A 23,206-nucleotide genomic window follows, 5' to 3' on the forward strand; every position below is an offset into this window, starting at 1 on the left:
AGAGAAGCTATCTAAGTGCGCGCCCTGGCTGAATTCATTATGCGCGGGCGCGTGCGCGCGGTGCTCATCACCATGGTGGGCATCCCGCTGATCAGCCCGGCGGCGCTGGCCTTGGTGAGCCTGCGCCGCGGCGGCAGCGATGGCCTGATGGTGTTGGCCTGGGCGCTGCTGCCAGTGATCACCGCCAGTATGAGCGGTCATATGTCGCCGCTGATGACTGGTCTGGCCATCAGCCACTTGGGGGCCGTTTTCTGCGGCGCGCTGGTGTTGCGCAGCAGCCGTTCCTGGAGCGCAGCCCTTGTGGTGCTGACGGCGGCGGCCGCGGCGGGCATACTGGGCACCGCCCACTTCAGTGGCGGCATGTTGCAAAGCCTGCTGCAGGCGGCGGAGGAGTCCGGCGGCGGCCAGGTGGCGCAGTTGCAGCAGATTTTCGGCAGCGAGCCACTGGCTACCGGTTACCTGTGTTGGGTATCCGCCATCACTGCAACACTGGCCCTGGTGCTGGGGCGCTACTGGCAGGCGATGCTGTATAACCCCGGAGGCTTCCGCCGGGAGTTCCACCTGCTGCGAATGCCGCTGCCCCTGGCGGCAGCCGGAATGCTGGTGTGGGTATACTGCCTGTTGACCCAAGACTATGTGTTTTGGGGGGCCGTGGTGGCCTTTCCAATCATGGTGGCGGGAATTGCACTGATGCACTGGTTGGTGGCCGACAAGGGATGGGGCCGGGGCCCTTTGGTGGCGCTGTATGTGATGCTGGTGATCGCGGCGCTGCCGCTGGCCGGCTTCCTGTGCGGTTTGGCGCTGATAGATAGCTGGATAGATATTCGCGGTCGCTTCTCAAAAAACCGATAGGCGCGATCCGCACGAAACTGAAATTGAGGAAACCGAGATGGAAGTTATTCTGCTCGACAAAGTAGGCAAACTGGGCAACGTGGGTGACCGCGTTGAAGTCAAAGCCGGTTTCGGCCGCAACTTCCTGTTGCCCACCGGTAAGGCCATCCCGGCCACCGAAGCCAATATCGCCGAGTTCGAGGCCAAGCGCGCTGAGTTGGAAGCCGCCGCCGCCGCCAAGGTGAGCGAAGCTGAAGCCCGCGCCGCCAAACTGGCCGACCTGACTGTCACTATCAGCGCCAACGCTGGTGACGAAGGCAAGCTGTTCGGCTCTGTCGGCACCCGCGATATCGCCGAGGCGATCACCGCCGCTGGTGTGGAAGTGGCCAAGGCCGAAGTGAAACTGCCCGAGGGCGCGCTGCGCGAAGTAGGTGAGTACGAAGTTGACGTGCAGTTGCACTCCGATGTGGTCGCCGCTGTGAAGGTAGTGATCGAGGCGGAATAAGCGCACTGTCGATTCCGTGGGCCGGCGCTTGTCTGCCCCGCTGCGGGCGCTGTGCCGATGGACGGAGAATTCCGTCCAGGTCCATGCAAAGTCGCGCTACAATCGGGCGCTGAATCCCTGTTGGATTCAGCGCCCGATTTGTTTCTGTATCCAGTAAATCCCTATGATCGACGAATACGCTGTCCCTGAAGAAGACGTGCCCACGGAAGACGCTTCGCCGCTGCCGCATTCGGTGGAGGCCGAGCAGTCGGTGCTGGGGGGGCTGATGCTGGACCCGAGCCGCATCGACAGTGTCTGCGAGCAGCTGGGAGAAGCGGACTTTTTCGTTGCCAGTCACCGCAAGATATTTGCGGTGATGCGCGAGCTGACTGACACCGAGCAGCCCCTGGATATCGTCACCCTGGCCGAAGCGCTGGCCAGCCGGGAACTGCTGGCAGACGTGGGCGGCCCGGCTTACTTGGCTGAGTTGGCCGAGAACACGCCGTCTGCGGCCAATATTGTCGCTTACGCCAAAATCGTGCGCGAGCGCTCCGTCCTGCGCCAGCTGATCGCCGCTGCCGGAGAGATCAGTCGCACCAGCTTTAATCCCGGCGGTCTGGCCTCCGCGGACCTATTGCAAATGGCGGAACGCCGGGTGGCGGAAATCGCCGAAGGGGGCGTCAAGGAGGGCGGCTTTGTCGGTGTCGATGCTCTGCTCAAGAAAACCGTCGAGCGCATCGATGAGTTGTTCAAAACGGAAGGGGACATCACTGGCTTAAGCACCGGCCTGACTGAACTGGATCAGCGCACATCCGGCTGGCAGCCGGGCGAACTGATTATCCTGGCTGCGCGCCCTTCCATGGGTAAGACCGCTTTGGCGCTGAACTTTGTCGAGAGCGCCATGTTGAGTCAGGAGAAGCCCACCCTGGTATTCAGTATGGAAATGCCCGCCGACAGCCTGGTGATGCGGATGCTGTCTTCCATCGGCCGCATCGACCAGGGCCGCATTCGGAACGGCAAGTTGCAGGAAGAGGATTGGCCCAAGCTTTCCAGCGCAGTACAGAAAATGAAGGGGCGGGCCCTGTACATTGACGACACGCCTGCACTAACACCCAGTGAAGTGCGCGCGCGCACTAAACGCACCGTGCGCGATCACACCAACAAGCTGATGCGGGAAAACCCCAAAATGACCAGGGAAGAGGCTGAGGCAAAGAGTATGCCCGCCTTGATTATGGTGGACTACCTGCAGTTGATGCAGGTTGGGGGGCACACCGAGGGGCGCACACAGGAGATTTCCGAGATCTCCCGTTCTCTAAAGGCGTTGGCGAAGGAGTACGACTGCCCGGTTATCGCGCTGTCACAGCTGAACCGCGGGGTAGAGCAGCGTCCCAACAAGCGGCCGATGAACTCGGATTTGCGTGAATCCGGTGCCATTGAGCAGGATGCGGATGTGATTCTGTTTATTTACCGCGATGAGTACTACAACGAAGACAGTCCGGACAAGGGTATAGCCGAGCTGATTATCGGTAAGCAGCGCAATGGTGAAATCGGTACCTGCCGGGCCGCATTTGTCGGCAAGTACACCCGCTTCGACAATCTCGCACCGGAGTACTATCAGGAGGGCTGAGCGCCCTCCGCACCGCTTTGCGCACTGTTACAGGCGAACTACCACGTAGACCTCACGCCCGTCGCGTTGGGTTGGCATAAAGTAATCGTCGCCATAGCGGTAGTACTGAATGCCGTTGATGACTTCGGCGGTATAACCTGTCGGCAGGGTTTCCAGCACCTGTCCCGGTGTGTAGGCGGAAGTGGTTGCCGTTGGGGGGAGTGGTGCAGCTGGTGCGGCCACCGGTGCCGGTACCACCACATAGGCGCGTCTCGCCGGGTGCCACTGGTAGTAGGTGTTGGCATGTCGGTAGTAAATAGCACCGCCTATCTCCACGCGCACCGCACTGGCGGGGAGGGCGGTCACCGCGGCGCCCAGGGGGGCGGATACAACCACATAGCCCGTGGGTGCCGGGCGGTAGAAGTAACCGCCGTGGTAGTAGTAAGGAAGGCCGCCGACGTTCAGGGTGACGAAGCCTGTGGGGAGTATTGGCGCGACAAAGCCGATGGAGATGCGCGGTCCCCAGTGGCGATGTTTGTGCCAGTGTCTGGCGGGCCAGTGAGCGTCATGGCCACCGGCCTGGTAACCGCGCGGGGAGGCGTCCGCTGGAGGGCTGAAGGCGAATGCTGCCAGTGCCAGTAGCGATGCCGCGCCGATCAGGGTTTTTAATGTCTTCACGGTCTCTCTACCTAAGTGGCTACTCACATAGTTTAAATAGTAACCCTTGCGGTTGTATTTTCGCCACGCTGTCGCGTAAAGAATTGTCAAAAAGTGTCGTTTCCCCGGGCCTTTAAACTACGTCTTTCAAGGTGTGGGCAATCTCAAAGCCCGCCACAGCTCCCCCTGTATTCATCAAGATTTCTCAGCGTTGCGCGTGCGCAGATCTCAGGTGTCGCTCCGCCGGTTGCGCTGCACTATGCCCATCAGTTTGTACAGCAACTGCGCGGCGGCGAAATCGTAGGCATGGAATCCCTCGATAGGCGCAAACTCCAGCAGGTCGAAGCCGATGATTTCCCGCTGTCGGGCCACGGATTCAAACAGGTTCAGCGTCTGATACCAGCCGAGCCCTCCGGGCACTGGGGTACCGGTGGAGGGAAAGACCGACGGGTCTATGCCATCTACGTCGAGCGTGAAAAAAACCTTGCTGGGAAAATCTTCCGGCAGTTCGAATTCCTGTACGTTAGTGGGGACCAGCTGGTGGGCATCCAGATAGCGCACACCGAATTGTTCGCGGGCTTGTACTTCCTCTTCACAGTAGGCGCGGATACCCAGTTGGAAGAGGGGGATGCCGGCTTCAACCACCAGCCGCATCACACTGGCGTGGCTGTGCTTCTGACCCTCGTAGCTATCCCGCAGGTCTGCGTGGGCGTCTATCTGCACCACGCCGAAATCTTCGATGCCGGCATCCAACAAGCCTTTGATCACACCCCAGGTCACTGAGTGCTCGCCGCCGATGCCCACTGGCATTTTCCCGAGCTCCAGGACTTCGCGGGTGGCGGTGGCGATATTGTCCATCACCTGTTCCGGTGTGCCGGAAACATTCACCGGGCTGCGGGTGTGAATGCCGAGTTCACAGGGGTAGGAGAAGTTGTCGAAGGTCTCCAGCTGCCAGGAGGCTTCCAGAATTGCCGCCGGCCCCTTGCCGGTGCCGCCGCCGTAGGAGACGGTTTCCTCGTAGGGAATGGGGATTATATGGAAGAGGGCATCTTCCGGTTTGGCTTGCTCGATTTCGGAGCCCAGAAAAATTGGGTAGTCGTTTTCTGATAACATTTTTTGCACCTGATTTGTGGGCGTTAAGCGCAGCCGCCATTTTCTTGCGCGGAGCTGTGTTCGAGTATTTTCCAGTCCCTTCCAGAAAGGCGCTCTTTGAAGTCCTCGTAACCGAATTCCCGGATTATTTTCAGTTCATCAGTCCTGGAGTTCCACAGTGCGATCGCCGGCAGTGGTATACCGTTGAAGGTATTGGTTTTGACCATGGTGTAATAGGCCATTTCCTCAAACACTAGCCGGTCGCCCACTTTGAGCGGTTCGTTAAAGCTGTATTCGCCGATACTGTCCCCGGCAAGGCAGCTCTGGCCGCCGAGGCGGTAGTCGTGGGGCAGTTCTCCGGGATGAGCGGCTCCGGTGATTTCGGGACGATAGGGCATCTCCAGTACGTCCGGCATATGACAGGTGGCGGAGGCGTCGAGGATCGCCTGATTTTGGCCGTTCCAGGTGATATCCACCACCTCGGCGACCAATATCCCGGAAAAAAGGGAAATGGCTTCTCCGGGCTCCAGATAAACCTGCACCTGGTGTTTGTCGGAAAAGGCGCGCACCGCTTCGACCAGTTCGTCTACTTGGTAGTCGCAGCGGGTGATATGGTGGCCGCCGCCGAAATTGATCCATTCCATCTGACCCAGCAGATGGCCGAATTTCTCTTCCACCGCGGCGATGGTGCGCTCCAGTGGCTTGAAGTCCTGCTCGCACAGGGTGTGGAAATGCAGGCCGCTGATGCCGTCCAGGTTTTCGCCTTCGAACAGGGAGCGCACTATGCCCAGGCGCGAGCAGGGGGCACAGGGATCGTACAACTCGGTGTGGCCCTCAGAGTGCTCTGGATTGATGCGCAGTCCGAAACGCAATTCCGGTCTTTCCCGTTGAGCCTGCAGACACAGCGCCTTGTAGCGTTTCCACTGGGAGAAAGAATTGAAGATCACGTGGTGGGCAAACTGCAGTATCTCTTTCAGTTCTTCCTCTTTGTAGCCGGCACTGAATACGTGCACCTCTTTGCCGAGGTCCTTGCCGCCGTATTCCTCGTAACCCAGCCTGGCTTCGTATAGCCCGCTGGCACAGGTACCGGATAAGTACTCGGCTACGATGGGGCCGGTGCTCCACATGGAGAACGCTTTGAGCGCGGCCAGTATTTTGGCGCCACTGCGTTTCTGCACATCGGCGAGCACTTCAAGGTTGTCGCGCAGTGCCTGCTCGTCGACGACAAAGCAGGGAGAAGGGACGCGTTTGGGATCGAAGTTGCCGAAGTAATCGATACGCGGAGTCAGGTCCATAAATATGCCATCGAATGTGTGTTGAGCAATGGTGTGCACGTGAGTGTAAAGAGGGGGCCCCGGGCACTGGGTTAACCCTTCCCAGTGCCTCAGGGGGAACCTCTGATTGGGCGCGAAGCCGCATTGAGCAGAGGTTATCTGGTTATTGGAAAGGCTTGTCCAGCCAGGTTTCCTGCCACGGCAGGCCGTACTGATTCAGGTCGTGCATAAACGGATCGGGGTCCATCTGCTCCATATTCCAAACACCCGGCTTCATCCACTTGCCTTCGAGCATCATTTTGGCACCGATCATCGCCGGTACGCCCGTAGTGTAGGAGATGGCTTGGGATTGGACTTCCTTGTAGCACTCCTGGTGATCGCAAATATTGTAGATGTAGTAGATCTTCTCTTCGCCGTCCTTGGTGCCGCGGATAATATTGCCGATGCAGGTTTTGCCTTTGGTCAGCGGACCCAGACTGGCGGGATCGGGCAGCAGCGCTTTCAGGAACTGGATCGGGACTATCTGCTGGCCTTGGAATTCAACCGGCTCGATACTGGTCAGCCCCACATTCTGCAGTACTTCCAGGTGTTTCAGATAGCTGGCACCAAAGGTCATCCAGAAGCGCGCGCGCTCAATTTCCGGGAAGTGTTTGGACAGGGACTCCAGCTCTTCATGGTAGAGCAGGTAGATATCCTTTTCCCCAATGCCCTCGGGAAACTCGAATACGCGCTTTTCTTCCATCGGCTTAGTGGTGACCCACTGGCCGTTTTCCCAGTAGCGGCCGTTGGCGGTGATCTCCCGAATATTAATTTCCGGGTTAAAGTTGGTGGCGAAAGGCAGACCGTGGTCACCGGCGTTGCAGTCGATAATATCGAGCGTTTGGATACGGTCGAAATGATGTTTCTTCGCATAGGCGGTGAAGACACTGGTCACACCCGGGTCGAAGCCGCTGCCGAGCAGTGCCATCAGCCCGGCCTTTTCAAATTTTTCCTGGTAGGCCCACTGCCATTTGTATTCGAATTTGGCTTCTTCCGGCGGTTCGTAGTTGGCGGTGTCCAGGTAGTGCACGCCGGTTTCCAGGCAGGCGTCCATGATATGCAGGTCCTGGTAGGGCAGGGCGACGTTGATCACCATGTCCGGTTTGACCTTTTCGATCAGTTTTACCAGTTCCGGCACATTGTCCGCATCCACTTGGGCGGTATCGATTTTGCGCGGCAGCATGTCCGCGATCTTGTCACACTTGCTCTTGGTGCGACTGGCGAGGGTGATGTTTTCAAATACTTCCTCGACCTGGGCGCACTTGTGCGCAACTACCTGGCCGACACCACCGGCGCCGATAATCAGTACATTGGCCATATAAATCTCCTTGTATGAGTGGCTGCCGCTCTTATACCAGAAAGAAAGGCGGTAGCGTCTCTGCCGGACAAAAATGCTGTGTATGCCCGTGGCGCCTAATGGCCACAGGCTGTGTCGCAAACAATCCCCGACGTCTTGGTTTCATAATGAATGAAAGGGAATTTTGAATTCATTATTTCTCAAAAGCGTCGCGGCTATTTTTCAAAGTAGGTATAACCGCTCATGCTTGCCGTATAGGTATGCAATATTTGTTTGCGCTGCTGCGGTGTGATTTTTCCGCTCTTGACCGCCTTTTCCGCCAGTTTGCGGAAGCTCTCGAACAGGGCTTGCGGCTGGTATTCCACGTAGCTCAGCACGTCGGCAATACTGTCGCCGTGAATCTCGCGACTGTAATCAAAACTGCCGTCATCGTGTATGCGCACGCTGACCACATTGGTGTCGCCAAACAGATTGTGCAGGTCGCCGAGAGTTTCCTGGTAGGCACCGATGAGAAAGGTCCCGAGTATATAGTCTTCACTCTCTTTCAGCGCGTGCACAGGCAGAGTCTTGTGCTCTTTCTGGCGGCCTATGAACCGGTCTATCTTGCCGTCGCAGTCGCAGGTGATGTCGGCGATGATCGCCGAGCGGGTTGGGGCCTCGTTGAGCCTGTGTATGGGCACCAGAGGAAAAACCTGGTCGATGGCCCACATATCCGGCAGCGATTGGAAGACACTCATATTTGCGTAGTAGATATCCGAGAGCACTTCCGGCAGCGCCTGCAGGTCTACCGGTACTTCATCCACTTCGTCCAATAGCGCGCGTATTTTTTGTGCGCCTTGCAGAAAGAGGTTTTCCGCACTGGCGCGCTCACGCAGGCTGACCTGGCCGTGCAGGTAGAGGGCGCGCACCTCGTCGCGGTAGTAGAGGGCGTCGTTGTAACTTTCCTGCAGGTTTTTGGGAGTGATGTTGTTCACGGCGTCCAGCAGGTTCATCAACATCGGGTGGTCGCCGTCGCTGAGCGCTGTTTGCTCCAGCTCCACGGGCTCGAAGCGGGTGGTGTCGAGAATGTCGAACAGCAGCACCGAAGAATAGGCCACAGTGGCGCGTCCGGACTCGGTGATAATCACCGGGTGGGCGACGCCTTCGCTGTCCAGGGTGCCCATGATGGCCTCGACTACATCCACGCAGTATTCATCCAAGGAGTAGTTTTTGGAGTGGGTGTAGTTGGTTTTGGAACCGTCGTAGTCCACCGCGAGGCCACCGCCCAGATCCAGATAACCCATGGCTGCGCCTTCTTCCACCAGATCGGCGTAGTAGCGGCAGGCCTCCAGCACACCGGTGCGGATGTCGCGGATGTTGGGTACCTGGGAACCCAGGTGGTAGTGCAGCAGTTTCAGGCAGTCGAGCATGTCGTGGTGGCGCAGCTGGTCCACCATGGCGATCAGGTCGTTACTGCCGAGGCCGAAGATGCTGCGATCGCCGCTGGTGGCGTTCCAGTAGCCGCCCACCTTGGAGGCGAGCTTGACCCGCACGCCGATATTGGGGCGCACTTGCTCCCGCTCGGCGCAGCGGATAATGGTGTCCACTTCCGAGGGGGTCTCGACCACAAAAAAGATCTGTACGCCCAGGCGCTGCGCCTGCAGGCCCAAGTTAATGAACTCTTCGTCTTTATACCCGTTGCAGATAATCAGAGATTCCGTGTTGTCGAGGATCGACAGTGCCGCGATCAGCTCAGCTTTACTGCCCGCCTCCAGGCCGTGGTTAAAGCGGCGGCCGGCCTTGGCGATCTCTTCGATCACCTGGCATTGCTGATTCACTTTGATTGGGAATACGCCGCGGAAGACATTGCCGTAGCCGCAGGATTCGATGGCGCGGGCGAAGGATTGGTTGATACGGGCGATCTGTGCGTCGAGCAGGTTTTCGATGCGCAATAGCAGCGGCAGACCGAGGCCGCGTTCGGTGGCGCCGCGGGCGATATCCATCAGCGACACGCTGCGAATCTCACCGGAGGCCGTTTCCACACGCACGGTGATTTCACCGGCTTCGTTCAAATCAAAATAACCGGCGCCCCAATTACGGATTCCGTAAAGTTCTGCGGCGTCTTCGCCGGACCAGTCTTGTACTTGTCGCTGTTTCATAGGCCTGTTCGGCGGTCTTTTGTCGAGTGTCAGTGCGGGCGCGAATCTTGGGGCCTGAGCCGCTGGAAAGCAATAACTATAGATAACAAAAGCACTATTTTTATCGGGATAAAATTAAATTTTTATTCGGTTTGTGCAATAGGTGCCGCGAATTTTTTGAGCTTTTATTCGGCTTTATTCATATGTCGCCACAAGGGCAACAAAAAGGCGGCCCGGGGGCCGCGTAAGTCGGGGTGGGTCTGGGAGGAGGTATCAGAAGAAACCGGGGTTGGCGACGACGCGGTATCCCCGCGCGGCGCTGTCCCACAAGTAGTAGGTATCGTAGGCCGCGTAGTAATTGCGGCCGCTGACCACCACGCTCACCGCGGTGCCCGGCAGGCTGTGCACCACCGCGCCGATAGGCGGACGCGCCACAACATAGCCTTGGTTGTGGGGGCGGAAGAATATGCCGTCGCTGTAGAAGTAAAATCCCGCGGCGCCGAAGCTGATACGTACGAAGCTGCGCGGCAACTGCCGCCAGCGATAGCCGTAACCATAGTGTGCCGGCCGCCAGCGCGGTTTGTGATGGATGTAGCCGGGGCGGTAGTGTGGCCTGTGGACGGGTTTATGGTGGTGGGTGTAATTCCGCCGGCGGCTGTCGCGGTAGCCGTGCTCGTAGCCTTTTTTGTAGGCGCGCTTGTATTTCTTTGTGTCCCCGTGGTGCTTGTCACCCTTGTGGTCTTTGCTCTTCTTGTGGCGGCTTTTGTCGCGGTGTTCGTCGTGTGCTTTGCGCCGTTCCCGTTGGTAAGCTTCACGCAGGGCGGAGCCACTGGCCTCCCGGTGGCCGCGCCATTTGTGCTGGTCGTCGGCCAGGCTCGGCGCGGCGGCCAGTAGTAGTCCGGTGGCGATAACAGCTGTGAGGGTCGGTATCGTTTTCATTTCGGGTTCTCCCGAGCGTTGAGGCTCTTTGATCCGGCGCCGGGGCACGATGCTTAGGCGCTGAAGGCTCTTTGGTCAGATGCGAAGGGCTCCCTCCCGAACGCTGGAGATTTTCCGCAGTCGCCGCGGCGACTTCTGGAACTGTGGATGCCAGTGTGCCCCTGGCGTACTGAACATTGCCTGAACCGCCGTCGGCCGGATTTTTTCGGGGGAGTGGAGAGCTGCCGCGCGAGCTGAAAAAACCGAACGATAATTCTAATTTCTGCGCAATGGGCGCAGATCGGTGCCTGTTTGCAGCCGGATTGGCGACGTTTGCCGGTTTGCCGTTTGCGCCCGTATTGTCGCCCGATGGTCAGGGGAGTATGATGCCGCGCTGATTCAGTCACAGCGGTAGCGAATCCGATGCAAGTCTTCCACCATGTGGCCAGTCTGCGCGATGCGCTGGCAAAGGCCCGCAGCGACGGCAAGACCGTCGCATTCGTGCCCACTATGGGCAATCTGCACGACGCCCATATCGAGTTGGTCAAAACCGCTCAGCAGCATTGCGACTTGGTGGTGGTGTCCATCTTTGTCAACCGCCTGCAATTCGGCCTGAATGAGGACTGGGATAAGTACCCGCGCACCATGGAGCAGGATATGGCACGCCTGCGCGCCGTGCAGTGTGACTTCCTTTTCCACCCCGAAGAAAGTGAGATTTATCCCAACGGCATGGACGAGCAGACCCGCGTGATCTGCCCGGCAATGACCGACATCCTCTGTGGCGCCAGCCGCCCGGGGCACTTCGAGGGGGTGACCACTGTGGTGGCCAAACTGTTCAACATCGTACAGCCGGACAAGGCCGTCTTCGGCATCAAAGACTTTCAGCAGCTGGCGGTGATCCGGCGTATGGTTGAGGACCTGTGTATCCCGGTGGAAGTTATCGCCGCGCCGGTACACCGCGAGCCGGACGGGCTGGCGATGAGCTCCCGCAACAGCTACATCACAGCGCAGGAGAGGCCAAAAGTACCGGTGCTCTACCAGACACTGCTGTGGGCCAAAGGTGAGATAGAAGGTGGTCGCCGGGATTTTGCCGTACTGGAAGACGAGGCGAAGCAGCGTATTGAGAAGGCTGGTTTCCGCGTCGATTACTTCTCCATCCGCAACAGCAAAGACCTGCAACCGGCCGCTGATGACGATAGCGAAATCACCATTCTCGGCGCCATCTACACCAGTGCCGCGCGCCTGATCGACAACCTATCCCTGGAACTCTGAGCGGCGGGAGGAGAGGAAAGTTATGCAAATTGAAATGCTGAAGTGCAAACTGCATATGGCTGCGGTAACTCAGGCCGAACTTTGGTACGACGGCTCCTGCGCAATAGACGAAGAATTGGTGGAGCTGGCCGGGCTGCGCGAATTCGAGAAAATCGATATTTACAACGTGACCAATGGCGAGCGCTTTCATACTTATGTCATTCTGGCCGAGCGTGGTTCCGGCATTATCTCCATGAACGGCGCCGCCGCGCGCCAGGTCCAGGTGGGGGATCGCGTGATTATTGCCGCCTATACGAGCATGACCGAGCAGGAGGCCGAGGCTTTCAAGCCGAAGCTGGTTTACCTGGACGAAAAGAACCGTGTAGAGCGCAGCGCCAATACCATCCCCGTACAGCGCGCTGAAGCGTAAGGCGCGCTGCTGGCCATACACTGGGGCAGAATCCGCCTCCTTGTGCTGTATGGATAATCGCCCTCCGCAAATGCCGGTCGCGGGCCGGATTGGCTGCGAAACCTCTGCCGCCGCCCGCCCGTAAACCGGTATTGTCACTTATTTCTCTCTTTGCCATGGAAGCCGGTGTCTGCCGGTCTATGCTGACAGGCCTACAATCGTCATTGCACACTGGGTAAAAGTGAGCGTTTGACAGCGTTGTCACCACCTGAGTGGCAATGTTATAAACGGGCGCAAGCCGCCGCTAAACTGGCCGGTGCCGATAATTCTAATAAGGGAGAAAACCATGTCAGAAGTACACACCCGTCCCGTCCCCGCAGACTTCGCCGCCAAGGCGCACATCAATGCGGATGATTACCGGAAAATGTACCGCAAATCGGTGGAGGATCCGGATGCCTTTTGGGCCCAACAGGCCAAGGATTTCCTGAAATGGGAAAAGCCTTTTACCCGGGTGGTGGAAGAGGATCTCGCACGCGGTTTTGCCGCCTGGTTTGCCGATGGCGAATTGAATGTGACGGTGAACTGTATAGACAGACACTTGCCCGCCCGCGCAGAGCAGACGGCGATCATTTGGGAGGGAGACGATCCGGCGGAGAGCGATGAGATCACCTATCGCCAGCTGCATGAAAACGTCTGTCGGCTGGCCAACCTTTTGAAGGCGCGCGGTGTTGAGAAAGGCGACCGCGTCTGTATATACATGCCCATGATCCCCGAGGCCGCTTACGCGATGCTCGCCTGTGCGCGCATCGGCGCCATTCACTCGGTGGTCTTTGGCGGTTTTTCGCCCGAGTCGCTGAAGGACCGCATTCTCGACTCTGACTGCCGTCTGGTGATCACTGCTGACGAAGGGGTACGCGGCGGCAAAAAGGTGCCGCTGAAAGCCAATGTCGATAAGGCTCTGGCCAGCTGTCCCGACGTACACACAGTTATCGTTGTCAAGCGCACGGGTGCCAATATCGACTGGAGCAGCAAGCGGGATATCTGGTACACGGAATCCGTCGCCGAGATGGACACGGTCTGTGCGCCGGAGCCGATGAACGCAGAGGACCCGCTGTTTATCCTCTATACCTCCGGCTCCACCGGAAAACCCAAGGGTGTTATGCACACCTCGGCCGGCTATCTGTTGATGGCGACAATGACCTTTAAGTACACCTTCGACTACAAGGAGGGCGAGGTCTTCTGGTGTACCGCCGACGTGGGCTGGATTACCGGACACAGCTATATCGTCTACGGCCCGCTTTGTGCCGGTGCCGTTACCCTGATGTTCGAGGGGGTGCCCACCTACCCGGATGCTTCCCGTTGCTGGCAGGTAGTCGATAAGCACAAGGTCAATATTTTCTATACAGCGCCGACCGCGATTCGCGCACTGATGGGCGCCGGAGACACCTATGTCACCAAAACCGACCGCGGTTCTCTGAGGCTGTTGGGCACAGTTGGCGAGCCGATCAATCCGGAAGCTTGGGAGTGGTACTACAAGGTGGTTGGTGAAGAGCGCTGCCCGATCGTCGATACTTGGTGGCAGACAGAAACCGGTGCCCATCTGATCACGCCTCTGCCCGGCGCCATGGCGCTGAAACCGGGTTCCGCGGCACAGCCGTTTTTCGGTGTGCAGCCAGCGCTGCTGGATGACAAGGGCAGGGAAATCGAAGGGGAGGGGGAAGGCACACTGGTGATGAAAACCAGTTGGCCGTCCATGATCCGCAGCGTATACGGCGATCACCAGCGCATGATCGACACCTACTTCTCCGCTTACCCTGGATACTACCTCACCGGAGACGGTGCCCGCCGCGATGCCGACGGTTACTACTGGATCACTGGCCGTATCGACGACGTGTTGAATGTCTCCGGCCACCGCCTCGGCACCGCTGAAATCGAAAGTGCCATCGTACTGCACGACGACACTGCCGAGGCAGCAGTGGTGGGTTATCCGCACGATATCAAAGGGCAGGGCGTTTACGCCTATGTGACTTTAAAGGCCGGCTGCGAACCGAGCGAAGCCCTGCGTCGGGAGCTGGTGGATCTCTGTGCGCGGGAGATTGGGCCCATCGCCAAACCGGATATTATCCAGTGGGCACCCGCCCTGCCGAAGACCCGCTCCGGAAAAATCATGCGCCGAATTTTGCGCAAGATCGCCTGCGATGAGCTGGACAATCTCGGCGATACTTCCACCCTGGCGGACCCCTCGGTAGTGGAACAGTTGATCGCGCACAGGGTAAATCGCTGATTACAGCAGAAAAGTCCTTCTGACACATTCGCGCGAGCTTTGCGCGCGGATGGGGGAGGGGAATCAGGGATTCCCTAAGGAACCTCTGATTTATTCGCGAGAACACTATGATAGCTTCTGGGGCGCTCAGGCAATAGGGCCGACATTTCGAAAACGCACGAGTACTTCCCTGTAGCTCCGACGGATACATCCCTGTATCCGACGGTTTCGAAATGTCGGCCCTATCACCTGAGCTTCACATCCACCCGCGAAGAGCCTCTGCCACCAGAAAGTGATTTAATCAGAGGTTCCCTAAGAAATTTTTACTCTGTATCTGACCGTGGTACTCGCAGTCCTTTGAGCTTAAATACAGTGCCCCAGAACGCGGTACTGCATTTAAGCCTGAGTGGACCCAGGTAGAGAATTACCTATCGAAAATCACTACACAATAGGGAGGTGTTTTTGGACGAGCAGCAGTATCTTTGTGAGCACTACCGCTTCAACGCAGAGCAGAGACTGAAGGGCTTTAACTTTTTCGTCATTCTTTCGATGTTTGCCGAAGGTGGCATTTTTACCGCGGTGGAAAAAAGCTTCCACCCGCTGAGTCTGGCGCTTTTGGGGGGCTTTGTCGTGATTTTGTCCGTAGTCTTCTGGTTGGTGGACGCGCGCAGCCGCGAGCTGCTCAACCTCGCTGTGCCGGCTCTGAAACGGCTGGAGCAGGAGCTGCCGGAGACGAGCCGGATTTTTTCCCGTGACAGTGTCAAAAAGGGCGTTTTTATTCGTTACACCTTTGCGATTCGAGCGCTGTTGATTGGTCAGTTCCTATTTGGCGCCGGCGTGGCCTGTTACGGGCTCTATCACTGGAAGTTTGGCTAAAGCGCGTTGGGCCCAGAAGCTGATTACAGTGTCCACTAGAATGAATCAGTGGTGCCCTGGCAATGCGGTAAAAATTGCAAGAAAGACGGTATCGACAGCCCCTAACAGGGAGGGAACAGGGATTTCTCAGACTCTGGTTAGGGGCCTTCAGGAGATGTGTGATAAGGAGGTTAACGCCATGTTGGACCACATTGGTATCTATGTACACAGTTACGAGCGCAGCAAAGCGTTTTACCGCCTTGCACTGGCGCCACTCGGCTACGAACTGATACTCGAATATGCCGGCTGGGGCGGTTTCGGTTGGGCCGATAAGCCCGTTTTCTGGATTAAAGGCGGAAAGAGCACTGCGCCTGGCTTACACATCGCCTTCCGCGCGGAAGACAGGGAGACGGTGCGTGAATTTCATCGGGTCGCGTTGGAGGCCGGTGGCAAAGATAAGGGCGCGCCGGGACTACGCGAAGAGTATCACCCCGATTATTACGCCGCCTATGTACTGGATCCGGACGGACATAATGTTGAGGTGGTCTGCCATACTCCCGGGGACTTGGAAGTATAGCCGCAGCGGAGCCGCGCGAGTCTACGGGTAAATTGCCTCCGGTGCCCATTTGTCGTTGCCCCTCAAAAGAAAGGAATCATCATGGATGCGTTTAGCAGGGAGCGCTATCTGAAAATCGCTCTGGTTGTTATTGGGATCTTATTCATATTTGCCATCTATCCGATGATGATGTGGATTTGGCCCTCCGGCTGGGGGTGGACACCGCGGCAGCCGGAATACGAGCAGATGATCGCCGGCATCTATGCGACCTTGGGTGTTTTCCTGATTCGCGCGGCAAAAGACCCCGGCGCTAATGCCAGCCTGATCTGGTTTACCATATGGTCCAGCCTGATTCACGGCGGGATTATGCTGATGCAGGCTCTGGCGGACAAATCGGAACGGGCCAATTTGCTAGGCGATGTGCCCGCGCTGTTTCTGATTGCCGGACTACTCTGGTATCTGATGCCGAAGCGGCGCGGTTGATGATAGTCTCCTTGCAGAAATCTATTAACCCGATTTCTTTTTTTTATTGCCGGGCGGAGTATTGGGCTCCGCTATTAACGCGATAATTACGTCTAATTTCCCTGCCATTACGCGCCCTTATAGGATTTTTCGCTCAGCGGAAATGAATAAGGAGCGCAACACAATGCTAAAAAAATGTTTTCCATTAGCGGTCTTTTTGACCGCGGTCACATCGGCAGGTGTCAACGCCCAGGATGCGCCCATGTCCAATAAGGACTGGTGGCCAAGCAGCATTGACCTTCAGCCCTTGCGTTTACATGCCGAGAAGTCCAATCCGATGGATGAAGACTTCGACTACGCTAAGGCATTCGAAAGCCTCGATTTGGATGCAGTAAAAAAAGATATTCAAGAAGTACTGACGACTTCACAGGATTGGTGGCCTGCTGATTACGGTAACTATGGCCCCTTCTTTATTCGTATGGCCTGGCACAGTGCCGGTACCTACCGTGTCTACGACGGACGCGGTGGTGCCGATGGCGGGCAGCAGCGCTTCGAACCGCTGAACAGCTGGCCCGACAATGTGAGCCTGGATAAAGCGCGCCGTCTGCTGTGGCCGGTGAAGCAGAAATACGGCAACAGCATTTCCTGGGGGGATTTGATGGTCCTGGCGGGCAACGTTGCCTTGGAATCCATGGGCTTTGAAACCTTCGGTTACGCCGGTGGCCGCGAAGACCAATGGGAAGCCGATGTTGTTTACTGGGGTTCCGAACGCGAGTGGCTCGCCAATGACAAGCGTTACGAGGGCGAAAAACTCGAGAAGCCGCTGGCGGCCTCCCACATGGGGTTGATCTACGTCAATCCTGAAGGGCCCAACGGCGTCCCCGACCCGCTCGCCTCTGCAGAGCGGATTCGCGACACATTTGGCCGTATGGCCATGAACGACGAGGAGACCGTGGCCTTGATTGCCGGTGGACATACCTTCGGTAAGGCACATGGTGCGCACAAAATGGACGAGTGTGTGGGTGACGCCCCGGCGGGTGCTGCGCTGGAAGAACAAGGCTTGGGATGGCGCAACAAATGTGGCAAAGGTCACTCGGAAGACACCATCACCAGTGGTCTTGAAGGCGCCTGGACTGCCACGCCCACTCGGTGGAGTAGTCAGTATTTATCCAATCTTTTTGCCTTCGAATGGGTGCAGACCAGGAGCCCGGGTGGCGCCATCCAGTGGGTGCCGAAAAACGCCGATAAACTCAAATTTGTGCCCGATGCGCATATCGAAGGTAAGACCCATGCCCCGATAATGTTTACAACCGACTTGGCGCTGAAGTTCGATCCGAAATACCGCGAAATCGCCAAGCGATTTGTGGAAAACCCCAAGGAGTTCCAGCTCGCCTTCGCCAAGGCTTGGTTTAAGTTGACCCACCGGGATCTGGGGCCCCGTGCGCGTTACCTGGGTAGCGAAGTGCCCGACGAAGAGTTGATCTGGCAAGATCCGATTCCGCCGGTGGATTACACCTTGATCAATGCCAAGGATATTAAAAAGCTGAAAGCGGAGATTCTTGACAGTGGTTTAACGGTACCTCAGCTGGTTAGAACCGCATGGGCTTCTGCAGCAAGCTTTCGTGGAACGGACCATCGCGGAGGCGCCAATGGTGCGCGCATCCGACTGGCGCCGCAGAAAGATTGGGCGGTGAATAACCCCAAAGAACTGAAAAAAGTTTTGGCACGCCTGGAACGCATTCAAAAGGACTTCAACCGCAAGGCTTCAGGCAACAAAAAAGTGTCTCTGGCGGATCTGATTGTGCTCGGTGGTGCGGCGGCGATCGAACAAGCTGCGCATAAAGCGGGTTACGATATTGAGGTTCCGTTCACGCCAGGCCGCAACGACGCCACTCAGGAACAAACTGATGTGCAGTCCTTCTCCTTCATGGAGCGCAAGGCTGATGGCTTCCGCAATTACTACAGTGAGGAAGCAATCTGGTCACCGGTACGGATGTTGATCGACAGTGCGGACCTGCTGACGCTGAGTGTGCCGGAAATGACTGTTCTGGTCGGCGGCATGCGGACTCTGGGCGCTAACTACGGTGACTCCAAAAACGGTGTTTTTACCGACCGCCCGGGCACTCTGACCAACGACTTTTTCGTCAACCTGCTGGATATGTCCACCAAGTGGTCCAAATCCTCCGAGGAAAAAGGGTTGTACGAAGGACGCGATCGCAAGACTGGCAAGCTGAAGTGGACCGCTACTCCGGTGGATCTGATCTTCGGTTCCAACTCTGAGCTGCGCGCCGTGGCAGAGGTTTACGCGATGAATGGAAACGAAGAGAAGTTCGTCAACGACTTTGTCAAAGCCTGGACTAAGGTGATGACACTGGATCGTTACGATTTGAAAAAGTAATTCTATCCCTCACAGGATGGGGCCCCCTCCTCTGGAGGGGGTATTCTCTTATATTTTCTGTCACTGGCGGGACAGATTTGTCCCCGGCCCCCACGCCGCGTTAGCATAGCTATCCGCTGTAATGCCACGGGATAGGTTATGCCTTTGAGCCACCACCCCTTTGATGCCCTGACGCCGGATGCGGTAATCGACTGCGTCGAGAGCTGTGGACTTGTCTCCGATGCGCGCATTTTTCCCCTCAACAGCTATGAAAACCGTGTCTATCAAGTGGGGATTGAGGGCGCTGAGCCGCTGATTGCCAAGTTCTATCGCCCCGGGCGATGGAGTGATGAGCAGATACTGGAAGAGCACCGTTTCGCGCAGGAGTTGGCCGAGGCGGAGATCCCTGTGGTGGCCCCCTTGGCATTTGACGGTCACACGCTGATGGAAGCGCAGGGTTTCCGTTTTGCGCTTTTCCCTCGCCGTGGCGGGCGCCAGCTGGAGCTGGACAACTTTGAACACCTGGAACAAGTGGGCACTATGCTCGGCCGCATCCATGCGATTGGCCGCTCCAAGCCCTTCCAGTTCAGGCCAGCGCTGACGCTGCAGCATTTCGCAATTGACAGCCGCGAGTTTATCCTCAGCGGCGATTTCCTGCCGCGGGAAAATCGCGATGCCTATGCATCGATCACCGCCCATCTTATCGATCAGGTAGCGCCGCTATTCGAGCGTGACTGGCAGGTGCTGCGTCTGCACGGCGACTGCCACAGCGGCAATTTTCTCTGGCGAGACGATACCCCCTGGTTTGTAGACCTGGATGACTGCCTTAGCGGTCCCGCGATCCAAGATATTTGGATGCTGATTTCCGGCAATCGCGCCGAGCAGACAGCCTATCTGGACGCGGTGATCGAGGGATATGAAACCTTCTCCCCCTTTGACCCGCAGGAGCTGCAATTGATAGAGCCACTGCGCTGCCTGCGGCAGATGCACCACGCCGCCTGGCTGGCGCGCCGCTGGCAAGACCCGGCTTTCCCTCAGTCCTTCCCCTGGTTCAATACACCGCGCTATTGGGCCGAGCATATATTGGCACTGCGCGAACAGCAGTCGGCATTACAGGAGCCGCCACTGACATTGGGTTCTGTGTAAGCGCCGCAGCGCTGCTTTGGGGAACCCTGAAATAACGCGCTCGCGGACTGCGAAATTTCGCCGCTCAACAAATGGTTCAGCGACTGCGATGCTGTGCATCCATCAGCGTTTACCCGCATTGCTCGCCGTCGCAATGCACTTGTGAAACCACACCAAACCCGTGCCGCAAATCACTCTTGAATAAGATCAAGAATGAGTGGTTCAACCATGCAGTGCGGATAAGGGGCCGGAAAAATGGGACACGGTTTCCCTTTTGTGGGCATCGGCTCGGCTACTATCGGGCGTCTGTTCGAGAAATGGAATTTATTTTTCCGTTCGTGGGGAGGGAGCCTTGCGTATGCAAAAGGAAGTGATACGGGCGCTGCCCGAACTCTTGGCCGCGCAGAGCATGGATCAAGTGACGGAACACATTCGCGGCTCCATCAGTGCCATGGGTTTTGACTTTTATTTTATTGGCATCGAAAACCTCGTGGCCGCCAATGGCACCTACTGTGGAGTGCAGACGAATTACCCGCCGGCCTATATCGAGCGCTACCGCCGCCTGCGCTGGTTCAGGCGGGACCCGGTGATGCGGCATTGCCGGCGCTCACAGGTGCCGGTGATCTGGCACCGGGCGCATTTTCCCGGCGACACCCGTGAATTGTACGAGGCGCTCGCGGTTCACGGTATAGCCACCGGCGTGGCAACGGGTTTGCGGAGCCTGCGGCACAGCCGTGTGATGGTCATCTCTGTGGCTAACGGAAAGCCCTTCTGCAAGCGGGTGGAGTCATGGTTGATCGAGACAACTCCCACCATTCAGCTGCTGGCATCCTATACCTATGAGGCAATCCTCGCGCTCAAGGAGGCCGCTATGGTGGCGGACATCGCCCTGACGCCCCGTGAAAGCGAGTGTATGCACTGGGCGGCGATCGGAAAGACCTCCTGGGAGATATCCCGTATTCTCGGCTGCTCCGAGGCGACGGTGAATTTTCATTTCCGCAACGTCATGCACAAGCTGGACGTGGTCAACCGCGGGCAGGCAGTGGCCCGAGCTCTGTCCCTGGGCTTGATCCGTCTGTAGCGATGCTCTGGGGCGTGTGCCACCGGTGTTACAGCCGCTCCGCCATTGGCGGCGCGGTTATACCTCGCTCGCAATAGTCTGGCTGGCTTCGGCCAGTTCCGCGGTGCGGGGTGTGTTTGCGCCGGAGGAAACACCGACATACCAGGCACAGAGTGTCTCGACCTCTTTACTGGTCAGTGGCTGTACCGGCTGCGCGAGCCCGATGGCGGCATCCAGTTGCGAGCGCTCGAATTGCCACTCGGTGCGCCCAAAGGGGCGGTTGAGTCCTATGCCGCGGTCGAATTTCTCTTCCAGCAAGTTATTGGGTGGACCGATGCGGGCATCGACACCGGCAGCCCGCCCCCAAATGCGCACTAGCTCTCCCATCGGCACATTGAGGCCACCGCTGGCGTGGAACACCTCGAATTCATCACCGGAATCTTCACGTAGTGTCAGGGCTTTGGCGTCGGCGCAGAGACGGTCTATCGGCACCAGGTCGGGGCGTATTTCCGCCACCAGGTCCACGGCGATTTCCTTGTGGCCCGCGGTGGCAATGGCAATCATCGCGTCCTGGAACATGTAAAAGCCAAAGCCGTTCTGGTGTGCCCAGCCGGTGCGGCGGTGACCGACCACCACAGTTGGGCGGAAAATGGTAACCGGCAGGCCACAGCGCAGGTGCAACAGGTGCAGTGATTGTTCCGTGCTCCACTTGGTGACCTGATAAGCGTTGACTATACGGGTTTTCGCGTGCAGTTCCTCGCGCACCGGGCCGCCGGCCATATCCGCGACAAAGGCGGTGGAGACATAGTAGAAACGACGGCAGTGGGGTGCGTGGCGCAGAGCGGTTTCGTACAGGCGCGCACTGTTGCCGACATTGGTATCGAAGGAGACGCCCAATTTGTGTGAGGAGTAGCTCATCTCCGCGGCCACATGCCAGATCTCGGTGATTTCTCCCAGCCCAGCTGCAGCCAGCTCAGATTCCAAGTTGGCGAAGTCAATATTGAGTATCCGCAGGTTGTGCTCCACCGCGCCGGACACATCTAATTCGCAGCCACGGGCCGCGTTCAGAACCGCCTCAGTGGTGCGGATGCCGTCGGGGTCATTGCGCGATACGGCGGTAACTTTGGCGCCATGTGTCAGAAAATTTGCAGCCAACGCTCTGCCGACGAAGCCTGTGACACCGGTAATCAGTACGTGATGCATTTTATATTCTCCTTATTGTTATGGCTGGGTAGTGGTGCCGCCCCCGGCAGTGCCCACTGCGGCAGTGTTACGGAATGGAGAGAAGCTGACTGCTTTCCCGCTCGTGGTCGGCGTCTGTGGGGTTTGGCGGCAGACTATTTAATGGCGGAAGAGCACACCACCTAGCAGAATTGTCAGGTGACGGAAGGCAAAATTTATGGTAGCGGCCTTCGATTCATGCGCTCCCGGGGGTGAAAGCAGCCCCTGCCCGGGCGGGACGTGCCGTCGATGGTCATCGGATCGCCGCGGCAGTGTCCCGCTGTTACAATTCGGGCTTTCCGCGTAGGGATGTCGAGGCAAAAGTGCGCCGCATAAGGCCGCCGCTGCCAGTGGAATAGTGCCAGGCAACGGAGTGCGAGGGGGTGGTTTGAGTCGGCGGTGGTGCCGGCGGGCCCGGTTCGTGACTTGATATGGAGTCTGTACAGATGGAAGCGATTCAATCGACGAACAAGGCGGATGCGCTCTGGCAGCAAATCCGCGCCGATGTGGGCCGGCAGGTGGAGCAGGAGCCGATGCTGGCGAGTTTTCTGCACGCCACCATCCTTAACCACAGTACTTTGGAATCCGCGCTCAGCTTCCATTTGGCAAACAAACTCGACAACGCGGTGGCGCCGGCGCTGTTGATTCGCGAAGTGATCGACGAGGCTCTGGCCGCGGATGCCTCCATCGGGCGCGCCGCCCGGGAGGATCTTGTCGCTGTCCACCAGCGCGATTCCGCCTGTAACTCACTCTACGAACCCTTTCTTTACTTCAAAGGCTTTCACGCCCTTCAGGCCTACCGCGTGGCCCACTGGCTCTGGCAGCAGCAGCGTCGCTCTCTGGCGCTGTTCCTGCAGCATCGCATTTCTGTAGTCTTCGGCGTTGATATTCACCCTGCGGCCAAGCTCGGTGAAGGTATCCTGCTGGATCACGCCACCGGCATTGTGATCGGTGAGACGGCGGTGGTGGAGGACAAGGTATCGATCATGCAGTCGGTGACCCTCGGTGGCACGGGCAAGGAAAGCGGCGACCGTCACCCGAAAGTGCGGCGTGGTGTGCTGATTGGCGCCGGCAGCAAAGTGCTCGGCAATATCGAAATCGGCGAGTGTGCACAGATCGCCTCCGGCAGTGTGGTGCTCAAACCGGTGCCGGCGCACAAGTTGGTGGCCGGCGTGCCGGCGCGGGTGATCTGCAGGGCCAGCTGCGATCAGCCGGCGCTGTCCATGGATCAGTGTGCCCTGAGTCTGGTCGACAAGCAGTTGCCCTGAACCCGGCATTTTTCCGCCACTCCGGTTACTCTGCCAGCCGCTAT

General features: G+C 57.8%; 20 protein-coding genes. 13 read left to right on the forward strand and 7 right to left on the reverse strand.

Annotated elements, in window-relative coordinates:
- Positions 1 to 15: 15 nt before the first annotated feature.
- From A3224_RS01425 to dnaB, 3 genes are all read left to right on the forward strand, one after another.
- Positions 16 to 852 (forward strand): hypothetical protein, encoded by an 837-nt coding sequence (locus tag A3224_RS01425; protein WP_067150509.1) that lies wholly within the window; start codon positions 16 to 18, stop codon positions 850 to 852.
- 37 nt (positions 853 to 889) lie between these two features.
- Entirely contained in the window at positions 890 to 1,336 is a 447-nt protein-coding gene (rplI, locus tag A3224_RS01430; RefSeq protein ID WP_067150511.1) for a 50S ribosomal protein L9, read from the forward strand.
- Positions 1,337 to 1,499: 163 nt separating this feature from the next.
- Positions 1,500 to 2,942, forward strand: coding sequence for a replicative DNA helicase (dnaB, locus tag A3224_RS01435; RefSeq protein WP_067150514.1), 1,443 nt, complete (start codon positions 1,500 to 1,502; stop codon positions 2,940 to 2,942).
- Between the two features lie 27 nt (positions 2,943 to 2,969).
- Here the strand turns inward: dnaB and A3224_RS01440 are convergent, their stop codons facing one another.
- The 6 genes from A3224_RS01440 to A3224_RS01465 all read right to left on the reverse strand — a co-directional run bounded on the left by A3224_RS01440 (position 2,970) and on the right by A3224_RS01465 (position 10,336).
- Positions 2,970 to 3,599, reverse strand: coding sequence for a DUF6515 family protein (locus A3224_RS01440; RefSeq protein WP_067150517.1), 630 nt, complete (start codon positions 3,597 to 3,599; stop codon positions 2,970 to 2,972).
- Positions 3,600 to 3,806: 207 nt separating this feature from the next.
- Positions 3,807 to 4,691: an agmatinase gene (speB, locus tag A3224_RS01445; RefSeq protein ID WP_067157266.1), complete on the reverse strand. Its 885-nt coding sequence runs from the start codon at positions 4,689 to 4,691 to the stop codon at positions 3,807 to 3,809.
- A 23-nt stretch (positions 4,692 to 4,714) separates the two neighbouring features.
- The gene (gene nspC / locus A3224_RS01450; RefSeq protein ID WP_067157268.1) at positions 4,715 to 5,965 is read right to left on the reverse strand and encodes a carboxynorspermidine decarboxylase; all 1,251 of its coding nucleotides are present in this window, start codon (positions 5,963 to 5,965) and stop codon (positions 4,715 to 4,717) included.
- A 142-nt stretch (positions 5,966 to 6,107) separates the two neighbouring features.
- Entirely contained in the window at positions 6,108 to 7,301 is a 1,194-nt protein-coding gene (locus A3224_RS01455) for a saccharopine dehydrogenase family protein (RefSeq protein WP_067150520.1), read from the reverse strand.
- 194 nt (positions 7,302 to 7,495) lie between these two features.
- Positions 7,496 to 9,418, reverse strand: a complete 1,923-nt coding sequence (gene speA / locus A3224_RS01460) for a biosynthetic arginine decarboxylase (RefSeq protein ID WP_067150523.1) — start codon at positions 9,416 to 9,418, stop codon at positions 7,496 to 7,498.
- 252 nt (positions 9,419 to 9,670) lie between these two features.
- A complete protein-coding gene (locus A3224_RS01465) occupies positions 9,671 to 10,336 on the reverse strand; it encodes a DUF6515 family protein (protein ID WP_067150525.1) in 666 nt (221 codons plus the stop codon).
- 402 nt (positions 10,337 to 10,738) lie between these two features.
- Here A3224_RS01465 and panC point away from each other — a divergent pair, with 402 nt between their 5' ends.
- The 9 genes from panC (at position 10,739) to A3224_RS01510 (ending at position 20,694) form a co-directional block, all read left to right on the forward strand.
- Positions 10,739 to 11,587 carry a pantoate--beta-alanine ligase gene (gene panC, locus A3224_RS01470; RefSeq protein ID WP_067150528.1) on the forward strand — a complete coding sequence of 283 codons (849 nt, stop codon included), beginning with the start codon at positions 10,739 to 10,741 and terminating at the stop codon, positions 11,585 to 11,587.
- 22 nt (positions 11,588 to 11,609) lie between these two features.
- The gene (gene panD, locus A3224_RS01475; protein WP_067150530.1) at positions 11,610 to 11,996 is read left to right on the forward strand and encodes an aspartate 1-decarboxylase; all 387 of its coding nucleotides are present in this window, start codon (positions 11,610 to 11,612) and stop codon (positions 11,994 to 11,996) included.
- Positions 11,997 to 12,321: 325 nt separating this feature from the next.
- Complete coding sequence (gene acs / locus A3224_RS01480) at positions 12,322 to 14,259, forward strand: acetate--CoA ligase (RefSeq protein WP_067150533.1); 1,938 nt, start codon at positions 12,322 to 12,324, stop codon at positions 14,257 to 14,259.
- A gap of 441 nt (positions 14,260 to 14,700) precedes the next feature.
- On the forward strand, positions 14,701 to 15,114 hold the full coding sequence (locus tag A3224_RS01485) for a hypothetical protein (RefSeq protein WP_067157270.1): 414 nt from the start codon (positions 14,701 to 14,703) through the stop codon (positions 15,112 to 15,114).
- Between the two features lie 178 nt (positions 15,115 to 15,292).
- Complete coding sequence (locus A3224_RS01490) at positions 15,293 to 15,670, forward strand: VOC family protein (RefSeq protein WP_067150536.1); 378 nt, start codon at positions 15,293 to 15,295, stop codon at positions 15,668 to 15,670.
- An 81-nt stretch (positions 15,671 to 15,751) separates the two neighbouring features.
- Positions 15,752 to 16,132, forward strand: coding sequence for a DUF6632 domain-containing protein (locus tag A3224_RS01495; protein ID WP_067150540.1), 381 nt, complete (start codon positions 15,752 to 15,754; stop codon positions 16,130 to 16,132).
- Between the two features lie 142 nt (positions 16,133 to 16,274).
- Positions 16,275 to 18,509 carry a catalase/peroxidase HPI gene (gene katG, locus A3224_RS01500; protein WP_067150543.1) on the forward strand — a complete coding sequence of 745 codons (2,235 nt, stop codon included), beginning with the start codon at positions 16,275 to 16,277 and terminating at the stop codon, positions 18,507 to 18,509.
- 138 nt (positions 18,510 to 18,647) lie between these two features.
- Complete coding sequence (locus tag A3224_RS01505) at positions 18,648 to 19,634, forward strand: serine/threonine protein kinase (RefSeq protein ID WP_067150547.1); 987 nt, start codon at positions 18,648 to 18,650, stop codon at positions 19,632 to 19,634.
- Positions 19,635 to 19,971: 337 nt separating this feature from the next.
- Positions 19,972 to 20,694, forward strand: a complete 723-nt coding sequence (locus A3224_RS01510) for an autoinducer binding domain-containing protein (protein ID WP_067150551.1) — start codon at positions 19,972 to 19,974, stop codon at positions 20,692 to 20,694.
- 57 nt (positions 20,695 to 20,751) lie between these two features.
- Here A3224_RS01510 and A3224_RS01515 read toward each other — a convergent pair whose 3' ends face one another.
- Positions 20,752 to 21,876: an NAD-dependent epimerase/dehydratase family protein gene (locus tag A3224_RS01515; RefSeq protein ID WP_067150553.1), complete on the reverse strand. Its 1,125-nt coding sequence runs from the start codon at positions 21,874 to 21,876 to the stop codon at positions 20,752 to 20,754.
- A gap of 464 nt (positions 21,877 to 22,340) precedes the next feature.
- On the opposite strand from A3224_RS01515, the gene cysE reads away from it, so the two are divergent.
- Positions 22,341 to 23,162, forward strand: a complete 822-nt coding sequence (gene cysE / locus A3224_RS01520) for a serine O-acetyltransferase (protein WP_067157273.1) — start codon at positions 22,341 to 22,343, stop codon at positions 23,160 to 23,162.
- Positions 23,163 to 23,206: the final 44 nt, after the last annotated feature.

Origin of the sequence: Microbulbifer thermotolerans (assembly GCF_001617625.1) — a bacterium.
GTDB lineage: Bacteria > Pseudomonadota > Gammaproteobacteria > Pseudomonadales > Cellvibrionaceae > Microbulbifer > Microbulbifer thermotolerans.